Origin of the sequence: Bartonella sp. MU37NMGALS (assembly GCF_042194015.1) — a bacterium.
Taxonomy (GTDB): domain Bacteria; phylum Pseudomonadota; class Alphaproteobacteria; order Rhizobiales; family Rhizobiaceae; genus Bartonella; species Bartonella grahamii.
Map to the genome: position 1 here is coordinate 1 of NZ_JBHIML010000167.1, position 530 is coordinate 530.

Below are 530 nucleotides of genomic sequence, written 5' to 3' on the forward strand. Positions count from 1 at the left end.
TCATGGAGAAATTGGAGGGCTTCTTCATTGCCTTTAAGCGTTTCACCCTCGCTTACACCACGCCCCATAATCTGTGCTCGTAAGCTAAACGTAACACAATCTCCGCCTTCTTTCCTAAGTTCATTCTTGACTTGAATGATACTATTGGAGTCTTCTCCCATTAACGGTTCAATATCAAGCGCTTTGGACGCTTCATAATTTAATCTCTTTGACCAAGCTTGCACTGCTTGTGCATCATTAATAGGTATACGTGTTATTGCCATTGATTTCACCTTTCTTTGCTGTAAAAAAACCGGCTTTAAGCCGGTGAAAAACCCACATCAAAGCGGATTATATTATGCGCCTAGACTATACTCAGCCATCGCGCCCCATTAACTTATCAAAAATGATTTGATTTTTAGGATTGCTATACCATTCTCCAAATTCTTTATCAGACATATCACAAATGGTTTTTAAAGTGATTGGTCCAACACTGCCCCCTCCACCAGATGCCGTCAAAGTCCTCGCAGAATTCTGCCGGCTTTGAAGTT

Annotated in this window: 1 protein-coding gene; it reads right to left on the reverse strand. The window is 41.3% G+C overall.

The annotated features are described in order from the left end of the window. Nucleotides 1-263: DUF4043 family protein (locus ACFIJP_RS09745; protein ID WP_375627232.1), on the reverse strand; the 263-nt coding region annotated here is incomplete at its 3' end. Between the last annotated feature and the right edge of the window lie 267 nt (nucleotides 264-530).